Below are 16018 nucleotides of genomic sequence, written 5' to 3'. Positions count from 1 at the left end.
TAAGCGAACAGACGACGGCACATTGATTGTGCCACGTGATGGATACCCCGATTGATGGATCAGGACCGGCCCGCGCCGTCCCAGTTCGATAGTGCGCCAGAGGGTTCGACCCTCGGGGAGCGCCTGCGTGCGGCGCGACTGGCGTCGGGGATGTCCTTTGCCGATCTGTCGACCAAGACGCGGGTCCACACCCGCTTCCTGAAGGCGATCGAGCAGGGCGATCAGTCCAGCCTGCCGTCGCGCATCTTCACCATGGGCTATGTGCGCATTTATGCGCAGGTGCTTGGTCTCGACGAGCTAGAAGCGGTCGAAGACTACAAGCGCGAGAACCCCGAACCGGGTGCCACCCTTCAGGCCCCGACCGGCGCAGCCTTTCAGGAGATGCGTCGCCGCTCGCCCGCTATTTTGGCCGTCGTGGCCGCACTGGGGCTGGCGGTGGTGTCGTGGAACATCTTCCAACGCCTGACGCGCATCGAGCCTCCGCACCCGTCCGATCTCGCCTCCGTTCCCAAGGCCTGGGCGACCGAGCCGAGCGGTGAGGATGAAGTGCTGGTGCTCGGCGGCCCGCAGGCGGCTCCGCCAGACCAGACGGTTCCGCCGCTCTACATTACGCGCGGTCTTGAAGATCAGCTGATGACTGACGATCCCGACGCGGCGGCCGCGGTCGTTGCACCGGCCCCGCCTGTGCAGGCCGCCTTCAATCCCCGCGGAGCGCTTTATGGCGCGCCTGCGACCAACTCCATCACCACCCTGCAGGCGACCAAGCCCGCCACCCTTGTCGTCCGTCAGGGCGATGGTCGTGTCCTGTTCGCCCGCCAACTTGCCGCCGGTGACAGCTGGCGCGCACCGATGAATGTTCAGGCAACGATCGACGTATCCGATCCGGCGGCCTTCTCGGTCTATCTGAACGGCGAGCTAGCAGAGGCCTTGCCGGACAACCAGACACCGCTGTCGCGTCTGAACGCGCAAGCGCTGGCCCAGGGGCGCCAAGCCGAGAGCCGTGCCGCCGCTGCTGCCGAGGCCGAAGCCCGCGCGCGCACGGCACTCGCGGCACAGGCTGCGGCACAAGTTGCCTCCACCACCTCCGCTCCGGTTCCGCCAGCGGTCCAATAGGCCAAAGGTCGACACGGAAAGTTTGTATCAGAGGCGTAGTCTTAGGGCTCGCCTCGTCCTATGTATCGGCAGACATGTCAGACCATACCCACGTCCGCCCGTGGCGCCACATCGAGCGCCGCAAGAGCCGCCAGATCCGCGTCGGCAATGTGCTTGTCGGTGGTGACGCCCCTATCAGCGTCCAGTCGATGACCAACACCCCGACCTCCGACGCCAATGCCACGATCAACCAGATCCGTGAACTGGAAGAGGCGGGGGCCGATATCGTGCGCGTCTCGTGCCCGGATGTGGAATCCACCGCGGCCTTCAAAACCATCGCCAAGGCGGCCAAGGTGCCGCTCGTGGCGGACATCCACTTCCACTACAAACGCGGTATCGAAGCCGCCGAAGCCGGTGCGGCCTGCCTGCGCATCAACCCCGGCAATATCGGCTCGTCTGATCGCGTGAAGGAAGTCATCAAGGCCGCGCGCGATAATGGCTGCTCGATGCGGATCGGCGTGAACGCCGGCTCGCTCGAGCGTGAACTGCTTGAGAAATACGGCGAGCCTTGCCCCGACGCCATGGTGGAAAGCGCGCTGAACCACGCGCGCATCCTTCAGGACAACGACTTCCACGAGTTCAAGATTTCGGTAAAGGCATCGGACCCGTTCCTGACGGTCGCCGCCTATCAGCAACTGGCCGAGGCTATCGACTGCCCGCTGCACCTTGGCGTGACCGAGGCAGGCCCGCTGCGTACTGGCACGATCAAATCGGCTATCGGCATGGGCTCCATGCTGTGGGCCGGTATCGGTGACACCATCCGCGTGTCGCTGGCTGCTGATCCGGTTGAAGAGATCAAAGTCGGCTTCGATATCCTCAAGTCGCTGGGGCTTCGCCACCGCGGCGTGAACATCATTGCCTGCCCCAGCTGCGCCCGTCAGGGCTTCAACGTCATCGAGACGGTCGCCATCCTCGAAGAGAAGCTGGCCCACATCGCTACGCCCATGTCGCTGTCGGTCATCGGCTGCGTCGTAAACGGTCCGGGCGAGGCCCTCTATACCGACGTCGGCTTCACCGGCGGTGGTGCAGGCTCGGGCATGGTCTATCTGAACGGCAAGATCGCCCACAAGCAGGCGAACGACGGAATGATCGATCACATCGTGGAACTGGTTGAAGAGAAAGCCGCTGAACTGGATGCGGCGCGCAAGGCCGCGGAACTGTCCACGACCTAAGGAGTCCGGCCATGCGCCTCATTTCTCTCGCTCCGCTTGTTGCCCTGCCGCTTCTCGTGCTGGGTGCCTGTGCCCCGCAGGAGAAGGACGAGCCGCAGATGATCGGCATGCCCAATCCCGCCTCGGTCCACTGCAAGGAATCCGGTGGCCGCTCCGAGATTCGTACCCAGTCGGACGGCGGTCAATATGGCGTATGCGTGTTCAATGACGGTCGCCAATGCGAGGAATGGGCGCTATTCCGTGACAACCGCTGTGTTGCTCCGACCCAGCGCTAATCCAGCCCGAGTGGACCTATGAAACTCTACATCACCACCCCTTCGCCCTTTGCCCGCAAGGTCCGTATCGTGGCCACCGAAAAGGGACTGTCCGACCGGATCGAAGAGGTGGTGGTTGACCCCTATGCCAATGCGCCGGAACTGCTGGCGACCAATCCGGTGGTGCAGGTCCCGACCCTGATCGCCGAAGACGGCCAACCGCTGACCGACAGTCCGGTCATCTGCGAATACCTCGACCGTCTGGGCGGTGGCGATGACCTGCTTCCGCCCTCGGGTTCGGCTGAATGGCTGCGCGTGAAGCGTCTTGAGACGCTCGGCAACCAGGCGTTGGAAATGGGCGTCAAACTGGTGCTGGAAAAGCGCCGCCCCGAGAACGAGCGCTCGGCCATGTGGATCGATCGCTGGACCAACAACATGGGCCGCGCTCTGGATGCGCTGGAAGCCGAAGCGCTTTCGGCCGACCAGTTCGACATCGGTACCATCACTGCCGGTGTCGCACTGACGTGGATCGGTTTCCGCCATCCCGACTATGACTGGAAGACGGGGCACCCGAACCTCGTGGCCTTCAGAGAGGCTATCGAACAGCGTCCTAGTTTCGTCGCAACCTATCCAAAGTAGGTCGCATCCTCAGATGCATAAGAAAGGGGAGCCACCGGCTCCCTTTTTTTTTAGCTCCGGATCAGGTTCACGCCCTGAAAGATCGCAAGCCCAATCAGCAAGATGCCGACCGCATAGGTCAGCAGCTTGCGCGGAACCCGCTTGACGATCAGCCCTGCAAACGGGGCAGCGATCAACCCGCCGACAACCAGACCCCCCACAGCCGCCGCGTGGTTTTCCAAGGCACCGGCCTCTTCCCAGTGTCCGGTGACCAGTGCCCAGACAAAGGTGGCCGAGACGGCGACGGTCAGGAAGAACTCGGCGGTGTTGACGGTACCGATCGCGCGACGGGGATCCTGGCCCGAGCCGATCATGGACGACGTCACCGTCGGCCCCCAGCCACCTCCGCCGATGGCGTCTAGAAAACCGCCCACCAGACCAAAGGGCGCGGTGACCCAGCGCGGAAGACGGCGCGGCTTCACACCATGACCGGCCTTCCACAAAATCCAGATGCCGATAGCGGCCAGATACAGGACCACGAACGGTTTGATGATGTCGCCTTCGATGCCCGACAGCACATAGGCCCCGAGCACCCCGCCGATCACACCCGCAATCGTTAGCGGCAGGAACAGCCGCCATTCGATGTTCTTGTGCGCGACATGGCTGGTTGCCGAGGCGGCGGTGGTGAACACCTCGGCGGCATGCACACTGGCCGAGGCCGTGGCGGGCGGGACACCGAATGCCAGCAGCACCGACGACGATATCACGCCATAGGCCATGCCCAGCGCCCCATCGACGGCCTGCGCCAAAATCCCGACCAGCAGGAACAGCATAAAGGTTTCCAAGCGTTAGCCTCCGACCAGCCGACCGTTGCGGCCCAGACCTAAAGCCCTAGCGCGCCTTTTCGATCCGGCTGATGGCACCCAGAACGTCATTGGCGGAATAGGGTTTGATGATCATGGCTGCGGCGATATCGGAATGTCGGGCAGCCTGTGCCACGTCGCCCGAAACGAAGATAATCGGCACACCCCAATGCGCCTTGAGGCTCTTGGCCAGATCGACACCCGTTTTCTCGCCCGACAGATTGATGTCCAGCAGGGCCAGATCAATCTGGTGAAGCGCGGTAGCCGCTTCGGCGGCCTCGGCATTGTGGAATGGCCCGATCACGCGATGGCCGGCATCATCCAGGGCCTCGGTCAGGGCGGTGGCGGCGTCCGCATCATCCTCAACCACCAGTACGGTCATCGGCTCTTGGGTCATCACGTCTTCCTGTGCGGTCGAGGCAGGGATTTGCTTGGTCAACAGCGAGCGAATACGGGGCCACAGTTCGGCGGCAGGCCCCTCTGCCGACAAATCGAAAATACGGGCCAGAGCACGCAGTTCAGCGTCCGCTTCAGGCGCAAGACCGGCGTCTCCGGCCTCGGCGAGGCGCGCATCGTACTGCGCAATCAGCCGCGAGGCATCGTCGTCGATTCCGTAACCGGTCCCGATGTCGGGCTCCAGAAGTTGCTTGTTCATAGTCTGCCATCCCCTGTCATGCGGCGGTCTGCGCGAGCCCGGAGGGGGAGAGGACGCGCAACAGACACAGCTACAGCTAAGCGTTGGCGCGCCTATCGCAACACATCTGACGCTCTTGTTACGCCTCATCACAATCTGTCCATCGGCTGCGTGATCGGCCGCGCCATGGACTTTTTGACCGGCTACAGCGTATTCAGACCGCGCCCAACACCGGAGTATTTCCTTGCGACTGCCACAGGCTCGACTTGATCAGGTTCTTGACCGTTTCCACGAGGTGGAGGCCCGCATGGGTGCCGCCACGGACGGTGCCGAGATCGTACGCCTGTCCAAAGAACACGCCGAACTCAAGCCGGTCGCCGACGCGGTAACCGGTCTGGCCAAGGCGCGTCAGGAGATGGTCGATCTGGAAGCGATGGCGTCCGATCCGGACATGGCAGAAATGGTCGCCGAGGAGATGGAGGCGCTCAAAGATCGCCTGCCGGAACTGGAACGCGAAGTCGCTCTGTTGCTGGCCCCGCGCGATGCCGATGAAAAAGCCTCGGCCGTTCTGGAAGTGCGTGCCGGTACGGGGGGCGACGAAGCGGCCCTCTTCGCCGGCGACCTGTTCCGCATGTATTCGCGCTATGCCTCCAGTGTCGGCTGGCGTGTCGAAATCGACAGCGCCACAGAAGGCGAGGCGGGCGGCTATAAGGAAATCATCGCCACGGTAACGGGCGATGGCGTGTTCGGGCGTCTGAAGTTTGAATCCGGCGTGCACCGTGTCCAGCGCGTGCCAACCACAGAGGCCGGTGGCCGCATCCACACCTCCGCCGCCACTGTTGCCGTCCTTCCAGAAGTCGAGGACGTGGAGATCGAAATCCACGACAAGGACATCCGGATCGACACCTATCGTTCGTCCGGTGCCGGTGGCCAGCACGTCAACAAGACTGACTCTGCGGTGCGCATCACCCACTTGCCGACCGGCATCGTCGTCACCTCGTCGGAAAAGTCGCAGCACGTGAACCGCGACAAGGCGATGAAAAACCTGCGCATCCGTCTTTACGACATGCAGCGTCAGGCCAAGGACAACGCCCGCTCGGACGCCCGCAAGTCGCAGGTTGGCTCGGGCGACCGCTCAGAGCGCATCCGCACCTATAACTTCCCGCAAGGGCGCGTAACCGACCACCGTATCGGCCTGACCCTGCACAGCCTGCCGCAAATCCTCGAGGGCGACCTCGACCCGATGCTGAACGCCCTCATCGCCGAAGACCAGGCCGCCCGCCTCGCCGACCTCGAGGCCGAGTTCGGCTAAGCCCTAGCAGGTTCGCCTCAAACGCGGGGCGACTTGCGGCGACGACGGACCATTTTCTCGCCAAGGCTCTCGGCGTATTTGAGGGTGAAAGCCAGCGCGGCCGGATTGCCGCGGCGTGCCCCGACGCTGTCGGCCATAACGGCCCCGCGCTCGCCCAGCGGCTTGGGCTTGCCGACGGTGGTGTCTATGGCCGTCTGGTGCTCGATCTCGGCATTTAGGCGCGCCCCCATCAGCACGACCTGCAGCGAAATCCACGTCCACAACAGGAAACCCATGGCTGCCGAAAGAGGGCCGTAGGAGTCCGTGCGCACAAAGTTCGTCAGGAACCAGCTGAACAGCAAGGAAACCGCCAGACTGAGCACGGCAGCCACCGTCGCCCCCGGCGTCAACCAGCGCCAGCGCGGCGAGGTGCGGCTGGGACCGATGCGGTAGATCAGGTTGAGGAAGCCCACGAACACCACAAACAGCACGGGCCAGCGCAGAGGCGACAGATAGGCCCATTCCTCTTGCAGGCCGAAGATCGCGATCACGACCGGCACACCGACCACCAGAAGAGACGTCAGCATCACCGCCAGAAGCGCGGAGATCGTGCAGCCCATGCACAGCAGGTTGTATTTGACTATGCTGCGCTTCTCGACCTCGTGATAGGCGAGGTTCAAACCGTAAAACAGTGTCTTCACCCCGCCATTTGCCGCCCAGAGCGACAGCAAAAGCGTCCAGATCAGGGTGAAGGTCAGGGTACCGGTCGAGTTGCTGGCCAGACGCGACATCTCGTTTCCGAGGAAGCCTGCGACATTGCCGGGCAGCATCTCATAGATAAAATCCAGCCGCCCCCAAGCATCCGACGGATTGGCGAACAGACCGTAGATGGTGACGAAAGCACCGATCGCGGGAAACAGTGCCAGCAGCATGAAGAAGGTGATGCCACCCGCTACGAAAGACACACGGTCCCCGAAGAAGCCCATAGCCGTCCGCCACAGGATGTCGATCCAGCCTTTGAAGGGGATTTTCAGGGGGCTTGTAGCCAGTCGACCCCGCCCCGGTTCGGCGCGGTCATAGCTTTCCGGCGTATTGGTCTCGTCCACTTCGGCGGGGCGGTACTGCCTCAGATCAATGCCAACCCTGTGGCCTTGGGTGTAGAGCAGGTGGGCGGCCGTCGCACCGGCCATCAAGCCGCCGCCCGCTGCGCCCACATACTTCAGAACACTGGCGGCCCGACTGTGCCGACCCGAAGCAGCAGCTGCGCGAGAAAGCGCCCCGAACACACTTGCCAAAGCCGTGACGGGCTTGGCGGATGATTTTTTTCGACCCATGGCGGTTCAGAACGATCCTGCGCCGGACCTGTTCCGCCTTGAAATCTTGGGCAAGAGCCCCCAATCAATCCGCATGAACTCGACCTCCTCCAACTCGACCACCGGTGCCACCCTTCTGACAACCTGGAAGGACGCTCAGGCGCGCCTCAAGGCTGCAGGTATCGACAGCCCCTCCATCGACGCCCGCATCCTGCTGGAAGCGGCGACGGGTGCTGGTCGTGTTGATATCCTGAACGATCCGTACCGCGCAGTCACCCCCGAGCAGAGCGCCCAGATGGAAAGCCTGCTGGATCGACGTCTGCGCCGCGAGCCAGTTTCCAAAATCCTCGGCAAGAAGGGTTTCTGGAAGATCATGCTGAACGTCACCCCAGACGTGCTTAGCCCGCGCCCCGATACCGAAGTCATCCTCGACATCGTGACCTTGGCCTTCGATGCCAACCAAAGCTTTGAAATGGCCGATCTGGGCACGGGCTCGGGCGCTATTCTGCTGGCGACGCTGGCGGAGCGCGCAGGCGCCCGCGGTGTCGGCACCGACATTTCGAGCGAAGCCATCGCCGTGGCCCGCGAGAACGCCGCCAATCTGGACCTCAACAACCGCTGCACCTTCCTGCGCACGGAATGGGCCACCGGCTTTGCCGACAACAGCTTCGATCTGGTGGTGTCCAACCCGCCCTATATCCCGACCGCCCATATCGCAACGCTGGACCCCGAAGTGCGTGACCACGACCCGCATATCGCACTTGACGGCGGCGAGGACGGCCTTGATCCGTACCGCGATCTGGCCCCCGAGATTAAGCGTGTCCTGCGCCCGAACGGCATCTTCGCTGTCGAAATCGGCTGGGATCAGGGCGAACAGGTCAAGGCGCTGTTCGAAGCCGCCGGCTTTAGCGACGTAAAGGTGGTTAAGGATCTGGGAGACCGTGACCGCGTGGTCACCAATGGCCCCGATCCGCGCACCACGCCGCGCCCGGATGCGGCCTAAACGGCGCGCTTGATAGACGAATTGAGGGGCAGTGAACCGAAGGGTTCGCTGCCCCCTTTCAATAATGGGCTTGGCAAAGACCGCATTGACGCGCTAAGTCCTTGCTGTCTCCCACTCAAACACAACAGAGCCGGACCCCAAGACGTCCTGCGTATGTGTGGCTGGGAATGTGATGGTCGGGCCACCGAGGCGCGGCGGACCACAGGGCGACATACGCTTTTCCGAACAAAACGCGATGGGGATTGGCCCCTAAGCGCGGAACAAAGATTTGGGCTCCGGCTGCCGCCGAAGGCAGTCACCCGCACCAGCACGGTATCCTCGATGAGAGATTTCAAGGGCATGAAGCGCCAACGCGGCCGCAATCGGAAACCGAGCGGTGGCAATAACGCGAATGCAACTAACCCGAACCGTTCGTGGGACTCGCAAGGTCCCGAGAACATCAAGGTCCGGGGCAACGCCCAGACCGTCTACGAACGCTATATGCAGCTGGCCCGCGATGCGTCTGCCGCTGGTGACCGCGTTCTGGCCGAAAACTACACTCAACACGCCGAGCACTATTTCCGCGTCCTGCGCGCGCTTCAGCCGCTGCGCTCGGTAAGCGAGATCGCCCAGCGCGAACAGGCTGGCCAAGGATTCGACATCGACTTCGAAGATGAATCCGGCGCACAAGCTGCTGCCATCATCGCCGCCCAGCAAGCCGAAGAGCGTCGCGCCGAAGAAGAAGCCCGCCGTCAGGCCGAACGCGCCGAACGCGAAGCCCAGCGCGAACGCGAACGTGCCGAGCGTGCGGAACGTGGCGAGACCGAAGCCGAAGGCGAAAACCGCGATGGTAGCCGTCGTGAAAGCCGTCGCGAACGCTGGGAGCGTCGCCGTGACGAACGCGGCCGCCGCTACGACAACGGCGAAGCCCAGGAAAACAACGGCGAAGATAACGCAACCGCCGAGGGCGACGCCCCCGCACCGGTTGAGGCATCGGGCACCGACGCTCCGGCTCAGGAGAATGTCCGTAACGAGGATGCGCCCGCACCGCGCCCGTCGCGCAGCCGCCGTCCACGCAACGAAGCACCGGCAGAAGCCTCCGGCGATGCCGACGCACTGTCGCGTGACGCGGCCTCCCTGCCGGGCTTTGTGACCCGTCCGGTTGCGATCGAAGAGAGTGCCGAGGACGCTCCGGCTCCGCGCCGCCGCGCCCCGCGCCGCAAACCGGAAGCGGCCAGCAGCGAAGACTGATCTTCAGTCAGACCAGAACCATGCGAACCCCGCGGTAAGTGACTACCGCGGGGTTTTGCGTGGTCGGTTGGTAACTGAAACTTCTGTTTCAACAGCGATGACGGTCGTGGATTTCAGAGACGATGTCATGGCTACCCCCGGCTTTACCCATCACCTGACCGATCTGCTCGGACACCTGGCGAAGCTCTCCACGCTGGTGCGAGGGCCTGCGCCCGGGCATCTGCTGAATGAGCCGGATCGGTTGGCCGATCCTGCGCTGTGCCTGAAGGCAGCCGCTTGGCATGTCGCAGACTATGCCTTCTTCCATCACGTCGATGTTCTACGCCCCCATACCCTGTTCATGCCTTTGCTGGACGTGGATGAGGTCGCTCTCACGGCGGTGATCAGCGAACTTTTGCGTTCGGCAATCGAGGCCACAGCCAATAAGGGCGCTGTTGTTTGCCACCTCTATCGCGATCGTCATGGTCTGCGGGTCTGCGTCTCGGATAGCAGCGGACAGAGCCCCCAGCAGATCCTGTGGTGGGACGGTTCCAGCCGTTTCCAGATCCTCCGGCATCTGGCGGTGGAAGTGGATACTATGGGGGGGCACAATGATCGTAGCCTGCCATCCGGACGAAGGCGTGGTGGTGGAAATACTGTTTCCGCCGGACATGTGTATCGAGCGCGCCGTGGCCTTACCGTGCAGTTTGGCCGCCAATGACCACAAACCTCCGCCTGGCCGGCGCAAATGTCCCTAAAGACGGTTGATTGAACGCGTTGGGTTGACGTGGTGCGGCTCAGGCTTTCGAATAGGCCGCGAGACCCTGTCTCGCCGAGGGAGTATAGGCTTGCGATTACTAGGTGCCCTTTTACGACAAGGCTGGCGCGGCGTTGCCGTGCTGACGGCAGCAGGAATGCTGTCGGCTTGCGCCACGGGACTGTCCAGATCGCCTGCTCTCGACGAAGAACCGCCTGCGCCGCCTGCGCCTCCACCCCCCAACGTCACAATGCTGGCTGACTGGCGCGGCGTGATCACTCCGGCCGACCGTGACCGCTATCAGCGACGCGAGGCAGCATGGACCGTGGCTCTCGAACAGGCGCGCCGTCTGGGCGGCAGCGGCGATCTGGAGGCTCTGGGCGCATTGATCGACCCTCAGGCCACGCTGAACGATCCGGTGGTTCCAGAGGGGCGCTATCGTTGCCGCACGGTGAAACTGGGCAATACCGGCGACGACGAGGACCTTGGCTATGTCGTTTACGGCTGGTTCGCCTGCCGGATCACGCGCACCGACGAAGGGCTGACCCTGACCAAGCTGACGGGCTCGCAGCGGGTGCGCGGCGTCTTCTATCCTGAAAGCGAAACCCACATGGTGCTTCTGGGGGCCATGGCACTAGCCAATGAAGCCCGCGCGCCCAAATACGGGCAGCGCGAGGATCGCGATGTGGTTGCTACGCTGGAGCGGATCGGCGAGCGTCGCTGGCGTGTCGTGACGCCTTGGCCGCAGGTCGAATCCAACCTCGATATTCTAGAGCTTGTTCCGGCGGCTTAATCCCGCTCTAGTGGCCCACACTTGATTTAGGAATTTAGCCATGCGTTCGCCCGGTTTAACTTTCGGTGTGATCATTCTCGTGATCGCCGCGCTGGCCATCGTGCTGGTGGGGCTGCCGAGCTACAACGTCTATTCCAAACAGATGCAGGGCCGCGCCGCCTACGAAGAGGCCGTGCAGAACCGCCGCATCCGCGTGCTTGAAGCCCAAGCTGCGCTCGATTCCGCAAAGCTGACGGCGCAGGCCGAAATCGAACGGGCCAAGGGCACGAACGAAGCCAACCGCATCATGGCCCAGTCGCTGGGCGGGCCGGAAAACTATCTGCGCTGGTCCTACATCAACATGCTGCAAGAGACCGCTGGCAAGGGCGACCGTCAGGTCATCTACATTCCGACCGAAGCCGGTATGCCCATCCTCGAAGCAGGACGCCGCGCATCGGCCCAGTGATTTAGTTCGCCGCCGCCCCGCAAGTCAGAGCTTGTCGATAGAGCGTGCCTGCGGGATCAAGTCGTCGGGCCTCGGCCATTTGGCGTTCGGCTTCGTCGCAACGACCAAGCTGTGCCAGAGCGGACGCATAGCTGTGTCGGATCGGCGCGATTTCGGGCAGGCTGGCCACCGCCTTTTCGCAGTAGGGCAGACCCTCTGACGCACGCCCGGCCCGAACCAGCGTGTAGCAGTGATTGTTCTGGACCGCCGGATCGTCGGGCAGCTGCGTCAAAACCTGCTCACTGGCGGCCAGAGCTCCGGCGAAGTCCCCGACCTTTTCCAACAGTGATGCCCGCTTCATCAAGGCATCGGTGTCATTGGCCGGAATGCTCTTGTACGCCGCGAACCCGGGCTCGAATGCAGGATCGTTTGCTGCCTTGAGTATCGGCAGGATCACCATCAACACGAGGCTGCGGTATTCGTCGTTGGTCGGGGGAGGGTAGTTGGGATCCACGACGCGGGCTCCACTGAGTATCTCCCAGCTGGTGCGGGCGTCGCTCAGTCCCTCTTCGGTACGGCCGACGTGATCATAGGACGCACCTCGGAACGCGTGGAATAGCGGGTCGGAATAGATCTGGTTCCCGTCGGTAGGACGGGCCTCGTCGTAGAAGCTCACGGCGGCCGCCATGTCACCAGTGAGGAAGGCTCTGGTCCCTAGGTTGATCAAAGCCCAGCTGCGAGCCGCCGATCCCACCGATGCGTCATTCGCGCACGCGCGAAAGTCGATCCTGTCCATCGGCTGTTGGCACGATGCAGGCACAGCCGGCTGGCCCTCCTGAACTGACGCGCTACCGAGTACGAGTGTCGCCAAAAGGGCCAGGCCGGTCATCATGATCAGTTCACTTTCGTCAGGCGCAAGTTTTGATAGTCGTAGGAGAAGTCGATATCCGGCGACACGCCTTTGAGCGTGGCGCGGACGGGCTGGCCGTTCTCGATCTCGAAGGTGAAGAAGGCATCTTCCTCGCGCTTGTCAGGGAAGCGTGTGCGGAAGGTCTCGCCGTCGTAAGGCTCCAACCAGCCCTTCAGGGCCGGGGTATGGGTGAAGCTGACCCATAGGCCCGACTTGCGGTTACGGCCACGACCCTCGGTCTTGGGCGCAATGACGATGTCGCCGTACCACGGATCACGCCACGTCCCCCCGTAGGCGTCCAGCGCTAGTGAAGGCTTCGCACCGGCTGCCTGTTTGGCGTCGATTTCAACGGCAGCCTTGAGGGATTTTTCGATGCCCTCGGCCTCGATCCGCTTGGAATCGGCTATCCAGTCGATGTCGACCTTACCCATGGCGATATCGGTCAGGCCCGAGCGCAGCGCCCGCAGAAGAGCGCTTTCCTCGGCATTGGTGAAGATCGAAATGCCGATCTTGCGCGCCGTGATCAGTACGGTCGACGAGATACCGCCCGGCGAGCCGCCGCCATGAGTGGCGACCCGCTCGCCGCGATAGTCCTGAACCTGCAGGCCCATGGCATAGGTCGAGGCTATGGCGCGGTTCGGCAGGGCCGCCGTCGGCCCTTCGGAGTTCGAGACGAGGATGTTCGGCTTATACATCTCGCGAGCCACGGCCTCGGAGAACAGACGGGTGCCGTCGGGCAGGGCCCCGTTGTTCAAGCGCAAGGCCATCCATTTGGCCCAGTCGCGCGGGCTGGCGCAGATACCACCGGCCGCAGCAGCATTGTCCCAGTTCCAGACCTCGGCAATCGACTGTGCGAGCTGGGTCATCTCACCCTGATAGCGCAGCGGCGGGCCCACGCGGCCATGCGGCAGGGCGGACTTGGCTGGATCGGCCAGACGCGCCAACGGCACACTGTCGGTCATGCCCAGTGGGTTGAACACGCGAGTCTGGACAAAGTCCTCCCACGTCTTACCCGACACGCGCTCGATGATGGCACCGGCGACTACAAACATCAGGTTGCAGTAATGATAGTTGGCGCGGAACCCGTCCTCGATCGGCACAAAGGCCGCCTGACGCAGCACATCGGCGCGCGTGCGGTCGCTATTGGGCCAGAACAGAAGATCACCGGCCCCGAGGCCGAACCCTGCACGATGCGACAGGGTATCGCGAACGGTAATGCGCTCGGCGATCACCGGATCGGACAGAGTGAACTCGGGGATATAGGTCTTGACCGGCTCGTCCCACTTCACCTTGCCTTCGTCCGCCAACATACCAAGGCAGGCGGCGGTGACATTCTTGGAATTGGAGGCGATGGCGAACAGGGTGGTCTCGTCTGCCGGAGCATTACCGCCCCTGATGCGCGTCCCATAGCTCTTGGCGAGGAGGGTTTCACCGTCCTTGACCAGCGCCACGCCCACGGCGGGTTGGTCAGGCCACGCGGCCAGACAGCGCTTCACATAGGCATCAACGGCGTCAGCCAGAGACGCATCGTCATTGGTCGCCGTGCGGGCAAAGGCGGATTGCGAACCAAGGGCGACAGCGCCGCCGCTCAGCAAGGCGGCGCGACGGGAAAGGCGAAGGGTCATGGCAACTCCGGTATGAACCTGCCCGCACGCTAACGTCCTTCTCGCCGTCGCGCCATAACCAGCCGCTACAATGCTGCCCGCCAGCGATGCAGATGTTCCAGCACATCGGACACCACCTGTTCTCGGGTAAAGCCGGTGATGTCGCGCGGGCGCTTGCCGTCACTGCTGCTGGCCATCATTCGCCACTCGATCGCACGACGATTCTCTTTGGCATCGGCGGCGGTCAATGCCGGACGCGGCCGCGAGTGGGGACTGGTGGAATAGTGGAACGAGCGACCCTTTTCGTTGTCGATCCAGAGGGTGACGGTGTCTCCCTCGGTCTCCAGACGCGCGATCTCGGCGTCGGTACTCAAGGCCTGATGTAGCTCTTCCAGTGCGGGGCGGGCGGTCCGGTCAATCTGACGACCGATCTGCTCGCGCGTGGCAGGGGCAAGGATGTAGCGAAGGCGTGCGCCCAGATGCGGGGCGGCCTGCTCGATGACCTCACCTGTCAGGTCCGCATTCATCTGTCGCACCAGTCCGACGCCCGTCAGCAGCAGGATGACGGTGAAGGGCAGGGCGGCGATGAGTGTGGCTGTTTGCAGAGCGGACAGACCCCCGGCAACCAGCAAGGCTGCCGAAACCACCGCCAGCAGCACAGCCCAATAGACCCTCATCCAGCCTGGCGCATCATCGTCCTCGGTACTGCGCGCCGATAGATTGGCCAGGATCAGCGCACCGGAGTCTGCCGACGTCACGAAGAACACCATTACTAGAGCGATGGCGAGGCCCGAAGTCACCATAGGCAGCGGGAAGTATTCGAGGAATTTGAACAAGGCTGTCGAGAGATCGGTCTGCACCGCATCCGCAATCGCGCCCTGGGCCGCGCCCATATCCAGTGCCATGGCCGAGTTCCCGAAGACGGTCATCCAGAGGAAGGTGAAGGCGGTGGGTACGGTCAGCACGCTGATGATGAACTGGCGCACAGTCCGACCGCGCGAGATGCGGGCGATGAACATGCCCACAAACGGTGACCACGAAATCCACCACGCCCAGTAGAACAGGGTCCAGTCGGCCAGCCATGCCCGCGGCTCATAGGCATAGAGCTGGAAACTGCGCAGGACGAAGTGATCCAGATAAAGGCCGAAATTTTGGACGTAGGCGCGGATTAGAAACAGCGTCGGTCCGGCCAGTAGGATGAACAGCATCAGGCAGACGGCGATGACCAGATTAAGCTCGGACAGGCGGCGCACGCCCTTACCGACGCCCGACAGGACAGAAATCGTGGCCAGTCCCACGACGATGCCGATCAGCAGCACCTGCATCCAAGGCGTCGCGGGAAGCCCGAACAGGACGTTGAGGCCGACGACAATCTGGCTGACCCCCAGACCTAGCGATGTCGAGATACCGAACAGGGTGCCGCAGATGGCGAAGATGTCGATCAGATCGCCCCACGGGCCGTAGATCCGGTCGCCGATCAGCGGGTGAAATACCGACCGCATGGCCAGCGGCAATCCCTTGCGATGGGCGAAATATCCCAGCGCCAGGCCGACCAGCCCATAGATGGCCCAGCCGTGGAAGCCCCAGTGGGTATAGGTGATCGCCATGGCTTCGCGAGCCGCGGACAGGGTGCCGGGCTCGGCCTCCGGCGGGGTGATGTAGTGCTGGACCGGCTCGGCAACCCCGAAATACATCAGGCCGATACCCATGCCGGCCGCGAACAACATGGCCACCCACGAGATAAACGGAAAATCGGGTTCGGAATCGTCCGGACCCAGTTTCAGCCTTCCCATGGGGCCGATGGCCAGACAGACCATCAGAACGAAGAACACCACGACGGCGGTGACATAAAACCAGCCGAAATTCTCGATGGTCCAATTTTGTGCCAGGGCGAAGACTGTTGACGCGGTCTGCGGCATCACGATCGTGAATACGGCCAACAGAAGTATGATCGCGCTTGCACCGCAAAAGGTGCGAACATTCATTGAGGAAATCATAGGGAACCCAACCGAATCGATCGT

Annotated in this window: 16 protein-coding genes; 10 read left to right on the top strand and 6 right to left on the bottom strand. The window is 62.9% G+C overall.

Features of this window, described 5'->3' with window-relative positions:
- The first annotated feature begins 54 nt into the window (after positions 1-54).
- The 4 genes from OB03_RS10180 (at position 55) to OB03_RS10165 (ending at position 3217) form a co-directional block, all read left to right on the top strand.
- On the top strand, positions 55-1113 hold the full coding sequence (locus tag OB03_RS10180; protein WP_461344057.1) for a RodZ domain-containing protein: 1059 nt from the start codon (positions 55-57) through the stop codon (positions 1111-1113).
- A gap of 74 nt (positions 1114-1187) precedes the next feature.
- Positions 1188-2324, top strand: coding sequence for a flavodoxin-dependent (E)-4-hydroxy-3-methylbut-2-enyl-diphosphate synthase (gene ispG / locus OB03_RS10175; RefSeq protein ID WP_461344056.1), 1137 nt, complete (start codon positions 1188-1190; stop codon positions 2322-2324).
- Between the two features lie 11 nt (positions 2325-2335).
- Positions 2336-2599 (top strand): putative hemolysin, encoded by a 264-nt coding sequence (locus OB03_RS10170; RefSeq protein WP_461344055.1) that lies wholly within the window; start codon positions 2336-2338, stop codon positions 2597-2599.
- 18 nt (positions 2600-2617) lie between these two features.
- A complete protein-coding gene (locus OB03_RS10165) occupies positions 2618-3217 on the top strand; it encodes a glutathione S-transferase family protein (RefSeq protein WP_461344054.1) in 600 nt (199 codons plus the stop codon).
- 50 nt (positions 3218-3267) lie between these two features.
- On the opposite strand, the gene OB03_RS10160 is transcribed toward OB03_RS10165, so the two are convergent.
- Positions 3268-4041 carry a sulfite exporter TauE/SafE family protein gene (locus OB03_RS10160; protein ID WP_461344053.1) on the bottom strand — a complete coding sequence of 258 codons (774 nt, stop codon included), beginning with the start codon at positions 4039-4041 and terminating at the stop codon, positions 3268-3270.
- 46 nt (positions 4042-4087) lie between these two features.
- Complete coding sequence (locus OB03_RS10155) at positions 4088-4714, bottom strand: response regulator (protein WP_461344052.1); 627 nt, start codon at positions 4712-4714, stop codon at positions 4088-4090.
- A gap of 223 nt (positions 4715-4937) precedes the next feature.
- Between OB03_RS10155 and prfA the strand changes: the two genes are divergently transcribed.
- The gene (prfA, locus tag OB03_RS10150) at positions 4938-6005 is read left to right on the top strand and encodes a peptide chain release factor 1 (protein ID WP_242912376.1); all 1068 of its coding nucleotides are present in this window, start codon (positions 4938-4940) and stop codon (positions 6003-6005) included.
- Positions 6006-6022: 17 nt separating this feature from the next.
- Here prfA and OB03_RS10145 read toward each other — a convergent pair whose 3' ends face one another.
- Positions 6023-7318 (bottom strand): YihY/virulence factor BrkB family protein, encoded by a 1296-nt coding sequence (locus OB03_RS10145; RefSeq protein WP_461344051.1) that lies wholly within the window; start codon positions 7316-7318, stop codon positions 6023-6025.
- A 73-nt stretch (positions 7319-7391) separates the two neighbouring features.
- Here OB03_RS10145 and prmC point away from each other — a divergent pair, with 73 nt between their 5' ends.
- From prmC to OB03_RS10120, 5 genes are all read left to right on the top strand, one after another.
- A complete protein-coding gene (gene prmC / locus OB03_RS10140) occupies positions 7392-8300 on the top strand; it encodes a peptide chain release factor N(5)-glutamine methyltransferase (protein WP_461344074.1) in 909 nt (302 codons plus the stop codon).
- A gap of 339 nt (positions 8301-8639) precedes the next feature.
- The gene (locus tag OB03_RS10135) at positions 8640-9530 is read left to right on the top strand and encodes a DUF4167 domain-containing protein (RefSeq protein WP_242912374.1); all 891 of its coding nucleotides are present in this window, start codon (positions 8640-8642) and stop codon (positions 9528-9530) included.
- A 127-nt stretch (positions 9531-9657) separates the two neighbouring features.
- On the top strand, positions 9658-10230 hold the full coding sequence (locus tag OB03_RS10130) for an ATP-binding protein (RefSeq protein ID WP_461344050.1): 573 nt from the start codon (positions 9658-9660) through the stop codon (positions 10228-10230).
- A 127-nt stretch (positions 10231-10357) separates the two neighbouring features.
- Positions 10358-11059 (top strand): DUF4893 domain-containing protein, encoded by a 702-nt coding sequence (locus OB03_RS10125; RefSeq protein WP_461344049.1) that lies wholly within the window; start codon positions 10358-10360, stop codon positions 11057-11059.
- 40 nt (positions 11060-11099) lie between these two features.
- On the top strand, positions 11100-11504 hold the full coding sequence (locus OB03_RS10120) for an SPFH domain-containing protein (RefSeq protein ID WP_242912371.1): 405 nt from the start codon (positions 11100-11102) through the stop codon (positions 11502-11504).
- A 1-nt stretch (position 11505) separates the two neighbouring features.
- Here the strand turns inward: OB03_RS10120 and OB03_RS10115 are convergent, their stop codons facing one another.
- From OB03_RS10115 to OB03_RS10105, 3 genes are all read right to left on the bottom strand, one after another.
- A complete protein-coding gene (locus OB03_RS10115) occupies positions 11506-12171 on the bottom strand; it encodes a hypothetical protein (protein WP_461344048.1) in 666 nt (221 codons plus the stop codon).
- A 206-nt stretch (positions 12172-12377) separates the two neighbouring features.
- Positions 12378-14018, bottom strand: a complete 1641-nt coding sequence (locus tag OB03_RS10110) for a serine hydrolase (protein ID WP_461344047.1) — start codon at positions 14016-14018, stop codon at positions 12378-12380.
- A 65-nt stretch (positions 14019-14083) separates the two neighbouring features.
- Positions 14084-15982, bottom strand: a complete 1899-nt coding sequence (locus tag OB03_RS10105; RefSeq protein WP_461344046.1) for a BCCT family transporter — start codon at positions 15980-15982, stop codon at positions 14084-14086.
- Between the last annotated feature and the right edge of the window lie 36 nt (positions 15983-16018).

The organism is Brevundimonas sp. GN22, from assembly GCF_054824005.1.
The sequence above is the reverse complement of the archived record's forward strand: the minus strand, read 5'-3'. Positions and strand labels throughout refer to the sequence as shown.